Source organism: Pseudomonas sp. HMSC066A08 (assembly GCF_001813025.1).
GTDB classification, from domain to species: Bacteria; Pseudomonadota; Gammaproteobacteria; order Pseudomonadales; family Pseudomonadaceae; genus Pseudomonas; species Pseudomonas aeruginosa.
This window is the reverse complement of record NZ_KV811287.1, coordinates 17483-32289: the sequence shown is the minus strand read 5'-3', so window position 1 is coordinate 32289 and position 14807 is coordinate 17483. Positions and strand designations below refer to the sequence as shown.

The window sequence follows — 14807 nt, the reverse complement described above, 5'->3', positions numbered from 1 at the left end:
AAGGCAAGCCTATGCAGCGGCTCTATCGGAAACGCATCGTCCTCGGCGTGGGCGGCGGCATTGCCGCCTACAAGAGCGCCGAACTGGTCCGCCGCCTGCGCGACCAGGGCGCTGAAGTCCGAGTGGTGATGACCCAGGGCGGCCGCGAGTTCATCACCCCCCTGACCCTCCAGGCGTTGTCCGGCCATCCGGTGCACACCGATCTGCTGGACCCAGCGGCGGAAGCCGCGATGGGCCACATCGAACTGGCCCGCTGGGCCGATCTGGTGCTGATCGCACCGGCCACCGCCGACCTCATGGCGCGCCTGGTCCAGGGCGTGGCCAACGACCTGCTGACCACCCTGGTGCTGGCCACCGACGCGCAAATCGCCCTGGCACCGGCGATGAACCAGGCCATGTGGCGCGACACCGCGACCCAGGCCAACGCCGAGCTGCTGCGCCAGCGCGGCTTCCACCTGTTCGGTCCGGCAGCGGGCAGCCAGGCCTGCGGCGACGTCGGCCTCGGGCGCATGCTCGAAGCCGAGGAACTGGCGCAGCGCGCCGCCGACTGCTTCCAGCGCCAGGCGCTGACCGGCGTGCATGTGCTGATCACCGCCGGCCCGACCCAGGAAAACATCGACCCGGTGCGCTACATCACCAACCACAGTTCCGGAAAGATGGGCTTCGCCCTCGCCGAGGCGGCGGTGGAAGCCGGCGCACGGGTGACCCTGGTCACCGGCCCGGTGCACCTGCCGACGCCCGACCGGGTGCAGCGCGTCGACGTGGTCAGCGCCCGCGACATGCTGGCCGCCTGCGAGGCGGCGATGCCCTGCGACCTGCTGATCGCCTCCGCGGCGGTCGCCGACTACCGCCCGGAAGTGGTCGCCGCGCACAAACTGAAGAAAGACCCTACCAGCGGCGAGGGCTTGCTCTTGCAGCTGGTGCGCAATCCCGACATTCTCGCCACCCTCGCACAGCGCGAGGACCGTCCCTTCAGCGTGGGCTTCGCCGCAGAAACCGAAAACCTGCTGGACTATGCTGCACGCAAGCTGAAGGACAAGAACCTCGACCTGATCGTCGCCAACGACGTGGCCAACCCCTCGATCGGCTTCAACAGCGACGAGAACGCGATCACGGTGATCGACCGCGACCTGCATCCGAGCACCTTCGCCCAGACCAGCAAGGGCAAGATCGCTCGCCAGTTGATCGCCTTCATCGCCGACCGCCTCAACCAGCAATGAGTTACTGATGCACTCTCTCCAAGCCAAGATCCTCGACCCCCGCCTGGGCTCCGACTTCCCGCTCCCGCAGTACGCCACGCCGGGCTCGGCCGGCCTGGACCTGCGCGCCATGCTCAAGGAAGACAGCGTCCTCGGCCCGGGCCAGACCCTGCTGATTCCCACCGGCCTGTCCATCTACATCGCCGATCCCGGCCTCGCCGCCCTGGTCCTGCCGCGCTCCGGCCTGGGCCACAAGCACGGTATCGTGCTGGGCAACCTGGTCGGCCTGATCGACTCGGACTACCAGGGCGAGCTGATGGTGTCCTGCTGGAACCGCGGCGAGTCGCCGTTCACCATCGCCGTCGGCGAGCGCATCGCGCAGTTGGTACTGGTGCCGGTGGTGCAGGCGCATTTCGAGCTGGTCGAGCAGTTCGACGAAAGCCAGCGCGGCGCCGGCGGCTTCGGCCATTCCGGCAGCCACTGACCCCGAACACAGGACGAGACGCCGAGGAGACGCGGCATGAAGCTTTTCCAGCGCACCGCCAAGGATGGAAACGAGTTGGGCGATCTGCTCGAACCGGAAAAGAAGCCGCTCAAGGCAACGTCCGAACGCGCTGACCGCAAGGACCTGCTGCCCGGCATAGGCGCCAGCCTGCTGGGCGTGGCGGCCGCCGGCGCCCTGCTCTGGTTCGGCGTCTTCGGCGGTGCCGGCGAGGCGCAGCAGCGCCAGTTGGACGCGGCCTGGGCCGAAGGCCAGGCCGGTGCCTTGCGCCAGGCCTTGCAGCAACTCGCTGCCGATACCCGCGCCGCCGCGGCCAGCCCCCTCGCCCTCGAAGCCCTGCAAAGCGGCGACGCCGCCCGTGTCGAGGCCGCCCAGCGCAGCCTGCTGGCCTGGGACGGCGTGGTCGATGCCCACCTGAACGCGCCCGGCCAGGCCGCCCAGGACAACGACAGCCCCGGCCCGGTCAGCTTCGCCGCCCTGGATATCCTGCACCGGGTGGAAAGTGGCCAGAACGTCGCCGCCGAAGCCTACAAGGTCGGCCAGCGCTGGCTGCTGTACAGCGCCGCGCCGGTGCGCGGCGCCGACCAGAGCCTGCAAGGCACGCTGCTGCTGGCGGTCGACCTGCAACGGCTGCTGCGCGCCCTGCCGCCCTTGCCGGGCGATGCCGGCCAGGTGCAACTGGTCCAGCAGTTCTCCGGCGCACCGGCCCAGGTGCTGCTGCAACGCGGTACGCCGGCGCCGGGCAAGGGTGCGCAAGCGTTGGACAGCGGCAATCCGAACTGGAAACTGAACTACACGCCCGGCAGCATCGCCTCGACCCAGGCCTCGCCGCTGCTGCTGGCACTCGCGGCGCTGCTGGCCCTGCTCGGCGGCATCCTCGGCGCCTACCTCACCCGTTCGTCGCTGTTGCGCCGCCTGCATCAGGATGTCCTGACCCTCGGTCAGTATCTTCAGGAACTCGGCGGGCAACGCACTGCCAAACCCCCTGTGCCTAGCCTGCCGGGCTTCGCCCCGCTGATCCAGGCATTGGCCCGCCAGCCGCGGCGCAAGCCGGAGCCGACCGGCGCGCCCAGCCCTGCCAAGGCAGCGCCAGTGGCGCCGGTGGCGGTGGCGAAAGCGCCTCCTCGCGAGGAGCCGGCATTGGCAGATCCGTTGTTCCAGAACACCGACATTCTGGATATCGACATTCTCGATGAAGACCAGGACCTCCTGGGATTGGAGCAAACCCCCATCATGAGCACTGCAAAAGCACCGACGCTGCCCGCCAGCATCTTCCGCGCCTACGACATCCGCGGCGTGGTAGGCGACACCCTCACCGCCGAGACCGCCTACTGGATCGGTCGCGCCATCGGCTCGGAAAGCCTCGCCCGCGGCGAACCGTGCGTCGCTGTCGGCCGCGATGGCCGCCTGTCCGGTCCCGAGCTGGTCAAGCAGCTGATCCAGGGCCTGGTGGACTGCGGTTGCCAGGTCAGCGACGTGGGCATGGTGCCTACCCCGGTGCTGTACTACGCGGCCAACGTGCTCGAGGGCAAGTCCGGGGTGATGCTGACCGGCAGCCACAACCCGCCGGACTACAACGGCTTCAAGATCGTGGTCGCCGGCGAGACCCTGGCCAACGAGCAGATCCAGGCCCTGCGCGAGCGCATCGAGAAAAACGACCTGGCATCCGGCGTCGGCAGCGTAGAGCAGGTCGACATCCTGCCGCGCTACTTCAAGCAGATCCGCGACGACATCGCCATGGCCAAGCCGATGAAGGTGGTGGTCGACTGCGGCAACGGCGTGGCCGGGGTGATCGCCCCGCAGCTGATCGAGGCCCTGGGCTGCAGCGTGATCCCGCTGTACTGCGAGGTCGACGGCAACTTCCCGAACCACCATCCGGACCCGGGCAAGCCGGAGAACCTGAAGGACCTGATCGCCAAGGTCAAGGCCGAGAACGCCGACCTGGGCCTGGCCTTCGACGGCGACGGCGATCGCGTCGGCGTGGTCACCAATACCGGTACCATCATCTATCCGGACCGTCTGCTGATGCTGTTCGCCAAGGACGTGGTCTCGCGCAACCCGGGGGCCGACATCATCTTCGACGTCAAGTGCACCCGCCGCCTGATCGCCCTGATCAGCGGCTACGGCGGCCGTCCGGTGATGTGGAAGACCGGCCACTCGCTGATCAAGAAGAAGATGAAGGAAACCGGCGCCCTGCTGGCTGGCGAGATGAGCGGCCACGTGTTCTTCAAGGAGCGCTGGTTCGGCTTCGACGATGGCATCTACAGCGCCGCCCGCCTGCTGGAAATCCTCAGCCAGGACCAGCGCGACAGCGAGCACGTGTTCTCGGCCTTCCCGAGCGACATTTCCACCCCGGAAATCAACATCACCGTCACCGAGGACAGCAAGTTCGCCATCATCGAGGCGCTGCAACGCGACGCCCAATGGGGCGAAGGCAACATCACCACCCTCGACGGCGTGCGGGTCGACTACCCCAAAGGCTGGGGCCTGGTACGCGCCTCCAACACCACGCCCGTGCTGGTCCTGCGCTTCGAAGCGGACACCGAGGAAGAGCTGGAGCGCATCAAGACCGTCTTCCGTAACCAACTGAAGGCAGTGGATTCCTCGCTGCCCGTGCCCTTCTGACATGTCGGAGCTCCCCATGACCCTGAGTCGCGATGACGCCGCCCAGGTTGCCAAGGTCCTTTCCGAGGCCCTGCCCTACATCCGCCGCTTCGTCGGCAAGACGCTGGTGATCAAGTACGGCGGCAACGCCATGGAGAGCGAGGAGCTGAAGGCCGGCTTCGCCCGCGACGTGGTGCTGATGAAAGCGGTCGGCATCAACCCGGTGGTGGTGCATGGCGGCGGCCCGCAGATCGGCGACCTGCTCAAGCGCCTGTCGATCGAGAGCCACTTCATCGACGGCATGCGCGTCACCGACGCGGCGACCATGGACGTGGTGGAGATGGTCCTCGGCGGCCAGGTGAACAAGGACATCGTCAACCTGATCAACCGCCACGGCGGCAGCGCCATCGGCCTGACCGGCAAGGACGCCGAGCTGATCCGCGCGAAGAAGCTCACCGTGACCCGCCAGACCCCGGAGATGACCAAGCCGGAGATCATCGACATCGGCCATGTGGGCGAAGTCACCGGGGTCAACGTCGGGCTGCTGAACATGCTGGTCAAGGGCGACTTCATTCCGGTGATCGCGCCGATCGGCGTGGGCAGCAACGGCGAGTCCTACAACATCAACGCCGACCTGGTGGCCGGCAAGGTGGCGGAAGCGCTGAAGGCCGAGAAACTGATGCTGCTGACCAACATCGCCGGCCTGATGGACAAGCAGGGCCAGGTGCTGACCGGGCTGTCCACCGAACAGGTCAACGAGCTGATCGCCGACGGCACCATCTACGGCGGCATGCTGCCGAAGATCCGCTGCGCCCTGGAAGCGGTGCAGGGCGGCGTGACCAGCGCGCACATCATCGATGGCCGGGTGCCGAATGCCGTACTGCTGGAAATCTTCACCGACAGCGGCGTCGGCACCCTGATCAGCAACCGCAAGCGTCACTGATCGCCCGCCACGGCGCGCTCCGGCGCGCCATGGCGGTTCCCCCATTAGCGTCGCGCGGCCAGCGTGAAGACCTGGTCCAGCGGGCTCGTGCCCTCGCTACGGAAGGTCGCCGGGCTCACTCCCGTCCAGCGCTTGAATGCGCGTCTGAAACTGCGGATATCACGATATCCCACTTCCTCGGTGATACGTTCGATGGACATCCCGGGGTTGCCCAGCAGGCTCATCGCCCGCCCTCGCCGCACCTGCTCCAGCAACGCCTCGAAGGTCAGCCCGTGTTCGGCCAGCCGGCGCCGCAGGGTGCGGCTGCTCATGTTCAGTTCGGCGGAAATCCTTTCTATCTGGCTGCCCAGGCTGAGGTCGCGGGCGATGGCCCGTTCCACCGCCTGGACCAGGTCGAGTTTCCGGTGCACCTGGGTGCTTTCCTGCTCCAGCAGGGCAAGCGCCTGGCGCAACGCCAGCAGGTTGTGGTTGGGCAGGCGCATGTCCAGCCAGTGGCTGGCGATCGCCATGCGGTTGTGCAGGCAGCCGAAGCGTACCTGGGGCCCCAGCAGACGCAGGTATTCGCCCGCGTAGGGCGGAGCGGCATGGATGAGTTCGATGCCCAGCGGTTCGAACGCCGGGCTGACCAGGGCACGCCCATACACCAGCAGGCTGGCGAAGAACTCCTCGATGGCGAACACCTGCACCTCGCTGCTGGGCAGGTGGCATTCGACCTCGACGAAGAAGGTTTCGCCCTGCTGGTAGACGCTGGAGGTGACGATCCCGCCCGAGCTGTGCTGGTAGCGCACGCCGATGTCGAACGCGTCGCGCAGGGTCCGGCACAACGACAGCACATGGCCCAGCAGGCCAAGGGTGCCGAGCACGTTCTGGTGTCCGACCCACAGCCCCAGCCCCCGCTCCGGCAGGGCCTGGAGGGCACGCTGGATCATGCTCACGGCCTGGCGGTAGGAGATGCGCTGGGTAGGGTCCTGCAGGTCTTCGACGGTGAAGCCCAGGCCCCGGCACAGCCGCGCGGGATCGACGCCATGGCCTTCGACCACCTCGGCCAGCGTCTGCAGCAGGAAGGTGGATACCTGGGCGAGTTCGTAGCGCGCATCGGCGGCATTGTGCATGGGCGAAATCCTGAGCCGGTCTCGGCTTCGTTCTTGTTCTGGCGGTGGATCGCGACATGGGATGAGCGTCCCATCATATAGCGTTCCGCGCAGATGTAACAAAGCATTGCGCAGTGTCCGCAAATCCCCCCCTCGCTGACCGTCAATGCCCTGCCTCGGCCTGCCGTTAGGGCTTATTCCTATGCCGTGCCCCGAGCCACGCCAACAATAATAAGAGCCCGCCCATGAACCCGATCCGCCCCCACAGACCCCTGCGCCTGGCCGCTTGCGTCACCCTCGCCTTCAGCTGCTGCACCCACGCCAGCGAAGGCGGCGTGGACAACATTGGTCCAGGAACCGACGGTTTCTTCACCCTGCCACTGGACGTCGACAACCTCCCCGACCACATGTTCGCCTTCAACGTCTACTACAACCACTACGAAGCCAGGAAGCTGAACATCAGCTCCTTCGGCGGCAAGGTGTCCGACGTGAAGATCAGCTCGGATGCGATCATCCCTCGCCTGGACTACCTGAGCCCGCTGCGGATCTTCGGCGGGCGCCTGGGCGGCTACATCGCCCAGCCCTATCTCCGCCAACGGGTGGCCGCGTTCGGCCTGAGCGACGAACGGGAAAGCATGGGCGACACCACCTTCGCGCCGATCATCCTCTGGGACATGGGCAAGGACCTGACCCTGGCCGCCGCCGTGGAAATCACCGTGCCCACCGGCAAGTACGATGCCGAGCGGCTGGCCAACACCAGCAACAACTTCTACACCTACAAGCCGCTGTTCTCCTTCACCTGGCTGCCCAGCGAACGCACCGAGCTGTCGCTGAAGGCCACCTACAGCTTCAACATGGAAAACCACGACACCGACTATCGCTCGGGGCAGATCTTCCATTTCGACTATTCGGCCAGCTACCGGGTGACCGACAACCTGCGCCTCGGCCTGAACGGCTACTACCTCAAGCAGACCACCGACGACAAACAGAACGGCGAGACCGTACGGGTGTTCGGTTTCGGCGAGGAAGTCGACGACGGCGTACGCGGCCAGGTCTTCGCCATCGGCCCGGCCGTGCACCTGACTTTCCTCAAGTACGCCAGCGCGGAGATCCGCTGGGCCAAGGAGTTCGACGTGGAGAACCGCCCCGAAGGCGACATGCTCTGGGCCAAGCTGACCATTCCGTTCGAACTCTGAGGCATCGGAACGAAGCGGCAGCCCGGTATCCGCAGGCTGCCGCCATCGACGAGGAAAAGCGCCAGGCGTCCTAGGCGTAAACCGGCCAGCGCTCGACGATCCGCCCGCCGCGCAGCGCCAGCAGGTCGCCGAATTGCAGCAGCACCGACTCGCTCTGGGTCGGCCGCAGGAAGACCTGGTCGTCCACCTCCAGGCCCACCGAAGGCGAGCCGTTGACCATTTCCTGGTTCGAGCTGCGCCCGTAGATGCCGTTGCTGCGCAGTCCCTCGGGCGAGGCGAAGTCGGCCATCCAGTTGCCGCCGTAGATGAAGAAGGTGCCGCGCTGGTTGGGGTCCCACCAGGAAAACAGCCGGGACTTGCCGTCCAGCGCGGGGATCTGCACCGCGCCGGTGCTCTTGAGTACCGGCGTGGCGATGTAGACGGCCGGCACGTGCTCGGCCAGGGACGCCAGGTCGTAGTGGCTCGGCTTGAGCATGGCGGTGCCCACCGAGACCTCGCTGCTCAGCGTTTCCTTCTCGTGCATGCGATAGCTGGGGCTGCCGGCGGTATTCAGGGTCAGCTGTGGTGTCCACAGCGCGGCGAAGCGCTGGCGGGCGAAGTCGACATGTCCCTGGTAGAGCGCCATGACCTTGGCGAACAGCTCCTCGGGCGAACCGAGGATGCCCGGCACCCCCATTCCGACGAAGGGGTCGTAGCCCATGAAGCCAGCGAACTCCAGGTACTGCGGATGCGCCGCGATCAGCGCCAGCAATTCGCCCAGCGCGGCCTGGTCGGCCACCCCGCCGCGATGCAGGCCGACGTCCAGTTCGATGTTGACGCGCATCCGGGTACCCAGCCCCTGGGCCAGCGCCAGGTACTGACGCAAGCGCTGCGGCGTATCGATCAGCCATTGCAGCTGCCGCGCCGGGTCGAACGCACCCTTGTGCTCGCGGTAGAACAGTTCCGCCGAACGCACCGGCAACGGCTTGCCGAGGAGGATGTCGGCATCCGCAAAAGCGACCGCGTCGTGGTTGAGGAACGGTTGGTGGAAGGACATCAGCCGCCGGGTGCCGGCGCGCCTGGCGATGTACGCCAGCAGGCCGGGCGAAGGCAGCGATTTCTCCACCAGCCGCAGATGCTTGCCGCCGCGGCGGACCGAACGCATCACCACATCGATGTTGTGGTCCAGGCGATCGAGGTCGATGAGCAGCACCGGGCACATCGGGCCATTGGCCTTGAGTTCGCGGTTCAGCGCGCGGAAATAGTCGTCGTACGGCCCGCCACGGTCGGCGGGACGCATCCAGGCGGCAGTTCCCGCCAGCAGCGCGCCGGCCCCGAGGCCGGCGAACATGAACTTGCGTCGATTCACGGCGTCGCTCCTTTCAGGTCACGCCCAGGATGGAAGAGAGGTGCGCATTGAGGAACCGCCCGCGGGGATCCAGCGCCTGGCGCACCTCGGCGAACGCCTTCCAGCGCGGATAGAGCCCCTGCAACTGGTGCGCGTTGAGGCCATGCAGCTTGCCCCAGTGCGGCCGCCCGGCGTATTTCCAGAAGATCGGTTCCACCGCGGCGAAGAAGTTGTGGTGGTCCATGCTGTAGTGCTGATGCACGGAAATGGAACAACTGTCGCGGCCCTCGAACATGCTCAGGGGAATATCGTCGGCCTTCACGTAGCGGTACTCGATGGGAAACCAGGTGCGCAGGTCCTTGTCGCGGATCAGCGCGAGGATCTCCCGCAGGCAGGCGGGGCCATGCTCGGCGGGGACCGAATACTCCATCTCGTTGAAGCGCACGTTGCGCACGTTGGCGTAGACCGCATAGGAATCGTCGACCCGCTCGTCGAAGCGGGCGAAGTGGCGCAGGCTGTTGAGCAGGGTGCGGCGGGTCTCCGGGAAGTCGCTGAGGTACTTGTCGAGACCTTCGATCAGGCCGACGAACTCGTTGCCGCCTTCCTTCGCCGGGTCCAGGGGCGGGGTCTTCGGCTCGTCGGTCTCGTTGAGGGCGATCGACAGGGCGTAGTCGGAGTGGGTCACCACCAGCATCTCCCAGTGCTGGTTCTCGCGCGTGTTCTTCTCCACGTCTTCCAGCAACTCCTCGGTCCGGGCGATCCACTGCCGTTCACGCAGGCGGTAGGCCGCGCGGTTCTGCAGGCGCACCCGGGTCACGACGCCCAGCGCCCCCAGCGAGACCCGCGCGGCATCGAACACCTCCGCGTTGCGCTTGGCGTCGCACTCGAGCACCTCGCCGCTCGCGGTGACCAGTTGCAGACCGCGGACCTGGGCGGAATAGGAACCGAAGCCGACCCCGGTGCCATGGGTGGAAGTAGCGATGGCGCCGGCCAGGGTCTGGTAATCGATATCGGCCATGTTCACCAGCGCCTGGCCGATCTCCTTGAGCGGAGCGCCCATCTGCGACATCGGCGTGCCGCCGCCGAACTCGGCCTGGAGGGTCGCGCTGTCGTGGCTGAGCAAGCCGCTGAAGTAGGCGAGCGAGAGCAGGGTGCCGTCGGTCGGGACCAACGCGCTGAAGGAATGGCCGGAACCCACCGGGCGGATCCTGCCGGGTGCCTGGCGGACGACCCGGACCAGTTCGTCGAGGTCTTTCGGCGCCTCCCGCGCCAGGGGCAGGCAGCTTTGCGCGCCGGACCAGTTGCGCCAGGGGATCAGGCGCGGTGCGCGGAGCAACTCCGCCAGCGCGGGGTTTCCTACCATGGCGGCGAACGCGCCGAGCGCTCCCGCCCGGTGCAGGAGCTGGCGTCGCGACAGATGACTTGGCATGCCGGTATCCCCTATCGGTCCTGCGCTGCGGACATGAAATCGATCAAAGCCCGGAACTGTTCTTCCGAGCACTGCATGCACATGCCCATGGGCGGCATGCCCTTGTAGCCGTTGATGCTGTGGTCCAGCAGGGTGTCGATGCCCTGCGCCAGGCGTGGCGCCCAGGCAGCGGTATCGCCGGTCAGCGGTGCGCCGGAGGCGGGATTGGCGTGACAGAGCTTGCAACTGGCGGAATACACCTGCGCCAACGCAGGGTCCGCAGGGACACGCTGGGAATCGGCGGCCCGCGCCGGCGGCTCCGTGGATTCTCCGCAGGCCACCAGCATCAGGCCCAGGGCAAACAGCAACCCCGGGCGGCAAAGGCGCGAGTTGCCCGGTCCGGGACGGAGCGTGGACGACATGGTGTTCCTCTCTCGTTGCGCACGGCGTGCGTTCTCGTCGAACAACACTAAGGCCGCGACGCCCCGAGGATGAGGGCAATGCGGGCCAGCGACGGGGGGTTCTGCGGCCAGCCCTTTCGCACCGCGCGATGGCGGTCTAGAGTCGATGTCTGCAGCAGCGTCGAGGAACCGGCATGAGCAGCGCAGCACAGCGCCAGAACTACACCTTCTTCCATTCCCTGCGGGTTCGCTGGGCGGAGGTCGATCCGCAAGGCATCGTCTTCAACGGCAACTACCTGACCTATCTCGACGTCGCCACCACCGAGTACTACCGCCAGCTCGGCATGTCCTACCCGGCCGACCTGCTGCGCGGCGGAGGCGACCTGTTCGCGGTGAAGAGCACCCTGGAATACCGCGCCCCGGCGCATTTCGACGACTGGCTGGACATCGGCACCCGCGTGGCGCGGCTGGGGCGCAGCAGCCTGGTTTTCGAGCTGGGCATCTGGCGCGACGAGCAGTTGCTCACCGTCGGCGAGCTGGTCTACGTCTATGCGGATGCGAACGAGCGACAGAGCCAGCCCCTGCCGGACTGGCTGCGCGAGAAGATCAGGGCGTTCGAGCGACAGTCGCCAGTGGAATCAGGGACTCACGCCGAGTAGCTGGGAGAGCCGCGCGCGGTCGGCGGCATAGGTTCTTTCCGCGTCTTCGCGGGCCTTCTGGAAACGCCCGATCTCGCCCTGCAGGCGCTTTTCCTCCTGCTTGAGATCGTCCAGCTGATCCACCAGCGCCTGCGCCACCGGACGTCCGGCACGCTCCTGGTTGGCCGCCTGGCCTTGCAGGTTGGCCTGTTGCAGCTTGAGCGACTGCAGGTTGCCGCGCGCCACGCTGCTCAGCCCGTCCAGTTCCGCCAGGCGCCGTTCGCGAGCGCGATCGACGTCCTCGAGGCTGGAATACAGGCGCAGCAGCTGCGCATCGGAGCTGGCCTGGGCCTGGGCCGCCTTGCGCTGCCGCAGTTCCTCGGCGGTCGGCGCCGGCGGTACGGTGCGGATCACCCGGCCCTGGTCGTTGAGGACCTGGTAGCCCTTGCCGATGTACTGCGGCGGCACACCCTGGCGGTCGAGCACCACCACGCCCTTGTCGTTGACGTAGCGGTACAGCTCCACCGCTCCGCCCGGCGCCGCCTGGGCGCCGAAGGAAAGCCCCTGGAGCACCAGCCCCAGGGCCATCAGGCAACGCATTACATCCTGTCCGAGCATGCCAGTCCCTTGTGAAAGGTTCAGATACCGTATTGGGCGCGATAGGCCTCTACCGCCGGCAGATGCTTCTTCAGTTCAGCATCTTCGGCAAGATATTCCAGCACCTGCTCCAGGGAAACGATGCTCACCACCGGCATGCCGAAGTCGCGCTCGACCTCCTGGATCGCCGACAGCTCGCCCTTGCCGCGCTCCTGGCGGTTCAGCGCGATCAGCACGCCCGCCGCCCTGGCGCCCTGGGCGTCGATGATCTGCATCACTTCGCGGATCGCGGTGCCGGCGGTGATCACGTCGTCGATGATAAGCACACGGCCGCTCAGCGGCGCGCCTACCAGCGTGCCGCCTTCGCCGTGGTCCTTGGCTTCCTTGCGGTTGAAGCACCAGGGCAGGTCGCGCTGGTGCTGCTCGGCGAGGGCCACCGCGGTGGTGGCGGCCAGGGGAATGCCCTTGTAGGCAGGGCCGAACAGGACGTCGAAGTCGATTCCGCTGTCGATCACCGCCTCGGCGTAGAAGCGTCCCAGGCGGGCCAGCGCCAGGCCGCTGTCGAACAGGCCGGCATTGAAGAAATAGGGGCTGGTGCGCCCGGACTTGAGGGTGAACTCACCGAAGCGCAGAACCCCGCGCTCGATGGCGAAACGAATGAAATCGCGCTGATACGCCTGCATGAATGACACCAAGCCGCATGAATTTAGCTAAACCGTTTGAGCTCGGGTATCATACACGCACGTGATTTTGGGGGCCATTTATGCGGATCATCAGTGTGAACGTGAATGGTATTCAGGCTGCGGCCGAGCGCGGTTTGCTCAGTTGGCTGCAAGCACAGAATGCCGACGTGATCTGCTTGCAGGACACCCGAGCCTCCGCCTTCGATCTGGATGACCCGTCCTTCCAACTGGACGGCTACTTCCTTTATGCCTGCGATGCCGAGCTACCCGAACAGGGCGGTGTCGCACTCTACAGCCGTTTGCAGCCCAAAGCTGTGATCAGCGGCTTAGGTTTCGAAACGGCCGATCGTTACGGGCGCTACCTGCAAGCCGACTTCGACAAGGTGAGTATCGCCACCCTGCTGCTGCCTTCCGGGCAGAGCGGAGACGAGAGCTTGAACCAGAAATTCAAGTTCATGGACGACTTCACCCATTACTTGAGCAAGCAGCGTCGCAAGCGCCGCGAATATATCTACTGCGGCTCGCTGTACGTCGCCCATCAGAAGATGGACGTGAAGAACTGGCGCGAATGCCAGCAGATGCCGGGCTTCCTCGCGCCCGAACGGGCCTGGCTGGACGAAGTGTTCGGCAACCTCGGCTATGCCGACGCCCTGCGCGAAGTCAGCCGCGAAGGCGACCAGTTCAGCTGGTGGCCGGACAGCGAACAGGCCGAGATGCTCAACCTCGGCTGGCGCTTCGACTACCAGGTGCTGACCCCCGGCCTGCGCCGCTTCGTGCGCAACGCCAAGCTGCCGCGCCAGCCGCGCTTCTCCCAGCATGCGCCGCTGATCGTCGACTACGACTGGCAGCTGAGCATCTGAGCCCTGTCAGACACGAAAAAGCCGGCGCATGCGCCGGCTTTTCTATTTTCCGTACGGCCTACTTGATCAGCCGCAGGCAGAACGGATAGCGATAGGCCTTGCCTTCGTTGGCCTTGATGCCGGCGATGATGGTCAACACCAGCGCCGCCAGGCAGACCAGGCCGAGCAGGAAGAAGCCGATCACCACCAGCATCAGCAGGAAGCTGACGAACATCGCCAGCGCCACGGTGATCTGGAAGTTCAGCGCTTCCTTGCCCTGGGCGTCGACGAACGGATCGCTCTCGCGCTTGAGTTGCCAGACGATCAGCGGCCCGAGCAGGCTGCCGAAGGGAAACACCAGGCCGATGAATGCCGCGAAATGGCAGAACATCGCCCATTGCCGGGCTTCTTGGCCGGGGTTCGCGGCGACCTCTTCGGATACATCGTTCATGTAGCGCTCCTTACTCCGGGGCCCGGCAGGCAGTGCCGGGCGTCTGCTCATTCGGCCAGCGCGGCGCGCTGAAGTTCGAACAGCTCCTGCATGCCCTGCTGGGCCAGTTCGAGCATGGCGTTCAGCTCGGCGGGACGGAACGGCGCGCCTTCGGCGGTTCCCTGCACCTCGATGAAGCCGCCGGCATCGGTCATCACTACGTTCAGGTCGGTTTCCGCGGCGGAATCCTCCAGGTAGTCCAGGTCGAGGACCGGCACGCCCTGGTAGATGCCCACGGAAACGGCGGCGACCATCTGCTTCAGCGGGTTGCCCTTGAGCGCGCCACGCTTCTTCAGCACCGCCAGGGCGTCGATCAGCGCCACGGTGGCGCCGGTGATCGAGGCGGTGCGGGTGCCGCCGTCGGCCTGGATCACGTCGCAGTCGATGTACAGGGTGTTCTCGCCGAGCTTGCCGAGATCCAGCGCCGCTCGCAGGGAGCGGCCGATCAGGCGCTGGATCTCCAGGGTACGACCGCCCTGCTTGCCGCGGCTGGCCTCGCGCTGGTTACGCTCGCCGGTGGAGCGCGGCAGCATGCCGTACTCGGCGGTCAGCCAACCCTGGCCCTGGCCCTTGAGGAAGCGCGGCACCCCGGACTCGGCGCTGACGGTGCAGATCACCTTGGTATCGCCGAACTCGACCAGCACCGAACCTTCTGCGTGCTTGGTGTAATGGCGGGTGATGCGGATCGGGCGCAGCTGGTCGGCGGCACGGCCACTGGGACGATTCATCGTGGATATCCTGTACTGAGAAAGCGGAATTGGCCGCCATTATAGAGGCCAGCCCGGGCTCTCAACCACCGTCGGCGTGCGGGCCCCGCCGGACGTGGGTTACAATGCCCGGCTCGAATCACGGCAGCCGCACGCGTCCGGCGCCGAACGCACTCCCCCAC

The 14807-nt window shown here is 66.4% G+C and carries 15 protein-coding genes; 7 read left to right on the top strand and 8 right to left on the bottom strand.

Annotation, left to right across the window (positions count from 1 at the left end):
- Positions 1 to 11 precede the first annotated feature (11 nt).
- Genes coaBC through argB form a run of 4 tightly spaced genes read left to right on the top strand, consistent with a single transcriptional unit; the run spans position 12 to position 5248 of the window.
- Entirely contained in the window at positions 12 to 1220 is a 1209-nt protein-coding gene (gene coaBC, locus HMPREF2886_RS08850; RefSeq protein ID WP_003098292.1) for a bifunctional phosphopantothenoylcysteine decarboxylase/phosphopantothenate--cysteine ligase CoaBC, read from the top strand.
- Positions 1221 to 1227: 7 nt separating this feature from the next.
- On the top strand, positions 1228 to 1683 hold the full coding sequence (gene dut / locus HMPREF2886_RS08845; RefSeq protein WP_019372296.1) for a dUTP diphosphatase: 456 nt from the start codon (positions 1228 to 1230) through the stop codon (positions 1681 to 1683).
- A 36-nt stretch (positions 1684 to 1719) separates the two neighbouring features.
- Positions 1720 to 4326, top strand: a complete 2607-nt coding sequence (locus tag HMPREF2886_RS08840) for a phosphomannomutase/phosphoglucomutase (RefSeq protein WP_070747160.1) — start codon at positions 1720 to 1722, stop codon at positions 4324 to 4326.
- 16 nt (positions 4327 to 4342) lie between these two features.
- Positions 4343 to 5248 (top strand): acetylglutamate kinase, encoded by a 906-nt coding sequence (gene argB / locus HMPREF2886_RS08835; RefSeq protein ID WP_003096572.1) that lies wholly within the window; start codon positions 4343 to 4345, stop codon positions 5246 to 5248.
- 44 nt (positions 5249 to 5292) lie between these two features.
- Here the strand turns inward: argB and sphR are convergent, their stop codons facing one another.
- Positions 5293 to 6360 carry an AraC family transcriptional regulator SphR gene (gene sphR / locus HMPREF2886_RS08830; RefSeq protein WP_039028185.1) on the bottom strand — a complete coding sequence of 356 codons (1068 nt, stop codon included), beginning with the start codon at positions 6358 to 6360 and terminating at the stop codon, positions 5293 to 5295.
- 224 nt (positions 6361 to 6584) lie between these two features.
- Here sphR and HMPREF2886_RS08825 point away from each other — a divergent pair, with 224 nt between their 5' ends.
- On the top strand, positions 6585 to 7535 hold the full coding sequence (locus tag HMPREF2886_RS08825) for a SphA family protein (protein ID WP_033970061.1): 951 nt from the start codon (positions 6585 to 6587) through the stop codon (positions 7533 to 7535).
- 70 nt (positions 7536 to 7605) lie between these two features.
- Here HMPREF2886_RS08825 and HMPREF2886_RS08820 read toward each other — a convergent pair whose 3' ends face one another.
- The 3 genes from HMPREF2886_RS08820 to HMPREF2886_RS08810 all read right to left on the bottom strand — a co-directional run bounded on the left by HMPREF2886_RS08820 (position 7606) and on the right by HMPREF2886_RS08810 (position 10692).
- Entirely contained in the window at positions 7606 to 8814 is a 1209-nt protein-coding gene (locus tag HMPREF2886_RS08820; RefSeq protein WP_003146627.1) for a DSD1 family PLP-dependent enzyme, read from the bottom strand.
- Positions 8815 to 8896: 82 nt separating this feature from the next.
- Positions 8897 to 10225: a D-arabinono-1,4-lactone oxidase gene (locus tag HMPREF2886_RS08815; protein WP_079387393.1), complete on the bottom strand. Its 1329-nt coding sequence runs from the start codon at positions 10223 to 10225 to the stop codon at positions 8897 to 8899.
- Positions 10226 to 10302: 77 nt separating this feature from the next.
- A complete protein-coding gene (locus HMPREF2886_RS08810) occupies positions 10303 to 10692 on the bottom strand; it encodes a c-type cytochrome (protein ID WP_033970064.1) in 390 nt (129 codons plus the stop codon).
- A 173-nt stretch (positions 10693 to 10865) separates the two neighbouring features.
- Between HMPREF2886_RS08810 and HMPREF2886_RS08805 the strand changes: the two genes are divergently transcribed.
- Positions 10866 to 11330 (top strand): acyl-CoA thioesterase, encoded by a 465-nt coding sequence (locus tag HMPREF2886_RS08805; protein ID WP_003098308.1) that lies wholly within the window; start codon positions 10866 to 10868, stop codon positions 11328 to 11330.
- On the opposite strand, the gene HMPREF2886_RS08800 is transcribed toward HMPREF2886_RS08805, so the two are convergent.
- Positions 11310 to 11927: a hypothetical protein gene (locus HMPREF2886_RS08800; protein ID WP_033970065.1), complete on the bottom strand. Its 618-nt coding sequence runs from the start codon at positions 11925 to 11927 to the stop codon at positions 11310 to 11312. The genes HMPREF2886_RS08805 and HMPREF2886_RS08800 overlap by 21 nt on opposite strands.
- Positions 11928 to 11947: 20 nt before the next feature.
- On the bottom strand, positions 11948 to 12589 hold the full coding sequence (gene pyrE, locus HMPREF2886_RS08795) for an orotate phosphoribosyltransferase (protein ID WP_003096586.1): 642 nt from the start codon (positions 12587 to 12589) through the stop codon (positions 11948 to 11950).
- Positions 12590 to 12669: 80 nt separating this feature from the next.
- On the opposite strand from pyrE, the gene HMPREF2886_RS08790 reads away from it, so the two are divergent.
- Complete coding sequence (locus HMPREF2886_RS08790; protein ID WP_003098313.1) at positions 12670 to 13449, top strand: exodeoxyribonuclease III; 780 nt, start codon at positions 12670 to 12672, stop codon at positions 13447 to 13449.
- A 58-nt stretch (positions 13450 to 13507) separates the two neighbouring features.
- Here HMPREF2886_RS08790 and HMPREF2886_RS08785 read toward each other — a convergent pair whose 3' ends face one another.
- The gene (locus HMPREF2886_RS08785; protein WP_070747158.1) at positions 13508 to 13879 is read right to left on the bottom strand and encodes a DUF4870 domain-containing protein; all 372 of its coding nucleotides are present in this window, start codon (positions 13877 to 13879) and stop codon (positions 13508 to 13510) included.
- Positions 13880 to 13926: 47 nt separating this feature from the next.
- On the bottom strand, positions 13927 to 14646 hold the full coding sequence (rph, locus tag HMPREF2886_RS08780; RefSeq protein WP_033970066.1) for a ribonuclease PH: 720 nt from the start codon (positions 14644 to 14646) through the stop codon (positions 13927 to 13929).
- Positions 14647 to 14807 lie beyond the last annotated feature (161 nt).

What these genes read in the sequence shown, in the direction of transcription:
- coaBC (WP_003098292.1), top strand. Translation starts at nt 12, where the DNA reads ATGCAGCGGCTCTATCGGAAACGCATCGTCCTCGGCGTGGGCGGCGGC.
- dut (WP_019372296.1), top strand. Translation starts at nt 1,228, where the DNA reads ATGCACTCTCTCCAAGCCAAGATCCTCGACCCCCGCCTGGGCTCCGAC.
- HMPREF2886_RS08840 (WP_070747160.1), top strand. Translation starts at nt 1,720, where the DNA reads ATGAAGCTTTTCCAGCGCACCGCCAAGGATGGAAACGAGTTGGGCGAT.
- argB (WP_003096572.1), top strand. Translation starts at nt 4,343, where the DNA reads ATGACCCTGAGTCGCGATGACGCCGCCCAGGTTGCCAAGGTCCTTTCC.
- sphR (WP_039028185.1), bottom strand. Translation starts at nt 6,360, where the DNA reads ATGCACAATGCCGCCGATGCGCGCTACGAACTCGCCCAGGTATCCACC.
- HMPREF2886_RS08825 (WP_033970061.1), top strand. Translation starts at nt 6,585, where the DNA reads ATGAACCCGATCCGCCCCCACAGACCCCTGCGCCTGGCCGCTTGCGTC.
- HMPREF2886_RS08820 (WP_003146627.1), bottom strand. Translation starts at nt 8,814, where the DNA reads ATGCGTCCCGCCGACCGTGGCGGGCCGTACGACGACTATTTCCGCGCG.
- HMPREF2886_RS08815 (WP_079387393.1), bottom strand. Translation starts at nt 10,225, where the DNA reads ATGGTAGGAAACCCCGCGCTGGCGGAGTTGCTCCGCGCACCGCGCCTG.
- HMPREF2886_RS08810 (WP_033970064.1), bottom strand. Translation starts at nt 10,692, where the DNA reads ATGTCGTCCACGCTCCGTCCCGGACCGGGCAACTCGCGCCTTTGCCGC.
- HMPREF2886_RS08805 (WP_003098308.1), top strand. Translation starts at nt 10,866, where the DNA reads ATGAGCAGCGCAGCACAGCGCCAGAACTACACCTTCTTCCATTCCCTG.
- HMPREF2886_RS08800 (WP_033970065.1), bottom strand. Translation starts at nt 11,927, where the DNA reads ATGCTCGGACAGGATGTAATGCGTTGCCTGATGGCCCTGGGGCTGGTG.
- pyrE (WP_003096586.1), bottom strand. Translation starts at nt 12,589, where the DNA reads ATGCAGGCGTATCAGCGCGATTTCATTCGTTTCGCCATCGAGCGCGGG.
- HMPREF2886_RS08790 (WP_003098313.1), top strand. Translation starts at nt 12,670, where the DNA reads ATGCGGATCATCAGTGTGAACGTGAATGGTATTCAGGCTGCGGCCGAG.
- HMPREF2886_RS08785 (WP_070747158.1), bottom strand. Translation starts at nt 13,879, where the DNA reads ATGAACGATGTATCCGAAGAGGTCGCCGCGAACCCCGGCCAAGAAGCC.
- rph (WP_033970066.1), bottom strand. Translation starts at nt 14,646, where the DNA reads ATGAATCGTCCCAGTGGCCGTGCCGCCGACCAGCTGCGCCCGATCCGC.